Below are 2655 nucleotides of genomic sequence, written 5' to 3'. Positions count from 1 at the left end.
TACAATGGCCGGCGTCCCCACTCGAGCCTTGACGGCGGCACCCCGGATCAAGCTTACTTCAACCCGCTGCCGTTCCGCGCGGCAGCCTAACTCTGACACAAGCTCCACTTATCGACGCGGAATTGCTGTTCAGACAACCGGAGCCAGCTCAGTCGGACAAAAATCGTTATCACCCGCGCCAAGCTGATGGCATTCAAGCTGATGCGGCCTCGCACACCTGGCGTCTGGCACAAATCAGTTGCCGAAGATCATCGCCGGTAGCCAGATTCGCCGACATCAAGGTCATTCTGACCCAAGCCCCCCTGATCGACTCCGTCTCCCAGACCAAGCATAGCTCGTGGCGCAATTTTCAACTGCGATGGACATGCCTTTGATCCACCAGTCTGCGGCTCCTGTTGGCATAGTCATGGAATATCGCTTCATAATGAAGGGATATTTGTTTCGGACCTCGTGAACTTCTACTTTGGCACGCGCGGAGAGGAGGAAGACGGCCAATGCGGTAGTCGCGACCGCTTCGATGCCTGTAGGAGATGGATGATGAGAGGCATTGATGGGCTTGGCAAAGCCAGCATTTCCGGTTTTCACACCCGCGAAGCTGATGGCGCGGATGATCCGGGACCGGATGTTAGCCTTGAACAAGCCGGCCAATCGTCCTGTTTTGTCGTGGAGCAGACGCGCGTTGAGCTTCAACAGGACAGCGCTCCCTCCTCTCGCAACAACCTGCGCATCATCGGGGACCTTGGCCGACCTGACTTAACCAGACTACCGCCGGACTTAATCGACCAACCGCAGGAAATTTTGGAGGCGGTGTTCAAGAAGCTCACGCCGATCGATCTGCTGAGTATGTCACAAACAAGTAGCCGACTGCGTAATGCCGCCCAGCTTTCTTCGGAGGTTCGCGAACGGTGCCAGAGAGCGATCCAGGTTCAGTTCATCTGGAATGCGTTGACGGCGCGCGGACGAAACAGCGCAGATCGCCTTGCTGGGCTGCTAGCGCCTGGCGTGCTCAAAGCACTTGCGCCGAACTTCGATTGCCTGAAGGGGGCGCAGCAGGAGGATCTCGTCGGCCTCGCCGAGGGTGTGGACGACCCCGCGCGCCGCGCCCGGGCTCTGGAGAGCCTCGGCGCGGGCGTGGTAGGGCTTGCGCCCGCGCTCCACGAGCGCCTCGTCGCCCTTGCAGAGCAGCTTGCCGAGCCCGCGCATCGCGTCCGAGCTCTGGCGGGCTTCGGCGCGGGTATGGCTGGGCTTGCGCCCGCGCTCCAAGAGCGCCTCGTCGCCCTTGCAGAGCAGATTGACGACCCCGCAGATCGCGTCTCGGCCCTGAAGGGTCTCGCCGTGGGCATGGCAGGGCTTGCGCCCGAGTTCCAGGAGCGCCTCGTCGTCCTCGCCGAGAAGTTTGACGAGCCCGAGCATCGAGTCCAGGCGCTGGAGGGTCTCGCCGTGGGAATGGCAGGGCTTGCGCCCGAGCTCGAGGAGCGCCTCGTCGTCCTCGCCGAGCGGCTTGCCTTCCCCGAGCATCGAGTCCAGGCCCTGGCAGGCTTCGGCGCGGGCATGGCCGGGGGGCTTGCGCCTGAGCTCCAGGAGCGCCTCGTCGTCCTCGCCGAGCAGTTTGACGAGCCCGAGGAGCGCGCCCAGGCTCTGGCCAACCTGGGCTGGGGCATGGCAGAGCTTGGGCCCGGGCTCCAGAAGCGCCTCGTCGTGCTCGCCGAGCAGCTTCCCGAGCTCGCGCATCGCGCCTGGGCCCTGACGGGGCTGGGCGCGGGCATGGCAGGGCTTGCGCCCGAGTTCCAGGAGCGCCTCGTCGTCCTCGCCGAGCGGCTTGATCCCGAACATCACGTCTTGGCCCTGGACGGCCTCGCCCTGGGCGTGGCCGGACTTGCGCCCGCGCTCCAGGAGCGCCTCGTCGTCCTTGCAGAGCAGCTTGCCGTGCCCGAGGATCGCGCCCGCGCTCTGGAGGGCCTCGGCGAGGGCATGGGAGGGCTTGCGCCCGAGTTCCAGGAGCGCCTCGTCGTCCTCGCCGAGCAGTTTGAGGAGCCCGAGGAGCGCGCCCAGGCTCTGGCCGGCCTGGCCGCGGGAGTGGCAGGGCTTGAGCCCGGGCTCCAACAGCGCCTCGTCGTGCTGGCCGAGCAGCTTCACGAGCCCCGGTATTGCTCCTGGGCTCTGGAGCGCCTCTGCGCGCACCTGGCAGAGTTTGAGCCCGGGCTCCAACAGCGCCTCGTCGTGCTCGCCGAGCAGCTTGACGGGCCCTGGCCCCGCCCTCGGGCGCTGGAGCACATAGGCGCGGGTGTGGGAGTGCTTCCGCCCGCGCTCCAGCGGCGCCTAGCTGCCCTTGCCGACCGCCATGCCTCGCCGAGGGATCGGGCTCGAGCCTTCGCAGCAATGTTGCCGGGGAGGTGAGACGATCCGCAGGTGCGGTTGACTGACATCCTTGCCCGCATGGTCGCTCATCTGACGCGCGAGGACACGAACGAGATCGACCACATCTGCCGCGGTGCTCCAGCGGTGCGGTTCTTCCTCGCCTGCAATGCCGTGTGATCGCCGCCATGCCAGTGGACAATCAAGTGTGTTTCGGCATGGAATAAGGACCCCGTTTTCGGGGTGATCGGCATCCAATCGGGACCCCGGGGCAAGGGTCCACAGTGGCTTCCATCAAGT

3 protein-coding genes are annotated in these 2655 nt (G+C 65.3%); 1 reads left to right on the top strand and 2 read right to left on the bottom strand.

Annotation, left to right across the window (positions count from 1 at the left end; all coding sequences use genetic code 11):
• Positions 1-282 precede the first annotated feature (282 nt).
• Together GGD61_RS41175 and GGD61_RS41170 are read right to left on the bottom strand one after the other, a co-directional pair.
• Entirely contained in the window at positions 283-690 is a 408-nt protein-coding gene (locus GGD61_RS41175) for a hypothetical protein (protein WP_246786229.1), read from the bottom strand.
• 300 nt (positions 691-990) lie between these two features.
• Positions 991-2136, bottom strand: coding sequence for a hypothetical protein (locus GGD61_RS41170; RefSeq protein ID WP_246786228.1), 1146 nt, complete (start codon positions 2134-2136; stop codon positions 991-993).
• Between the two features lie 273 nt (positions 2137-2409).
• On the opposite strand from GGD61_RS41170, the gene GGD61_RS41400 reads away from it, so the two are divergent.
• Positions 2410-2535, top strand: a complete 126-nt coding sequence (locus GGD61_RS41400) for a hypothetical protein (protein ID WP_283814604.1) — start codon at positions 2410-2412, stop codon at positions 2533-2535.
• Positions 2536-2655 lie beyond the last annotated feature (120 nt).

Source organism: Bradyrhizobium sp. SBR1B (assembly GCF_014198205.1).
GTDB lineage: Bacteria > Pseudomonadota > Alphaproteobacteria > Rhizobiales > Xanthobacteraceae > Bradyrhizobium.
Note: the sequence above shows the minus strand (reverse complement) of the source record. Positions and strands in the feature narration are given on the sequence as shown.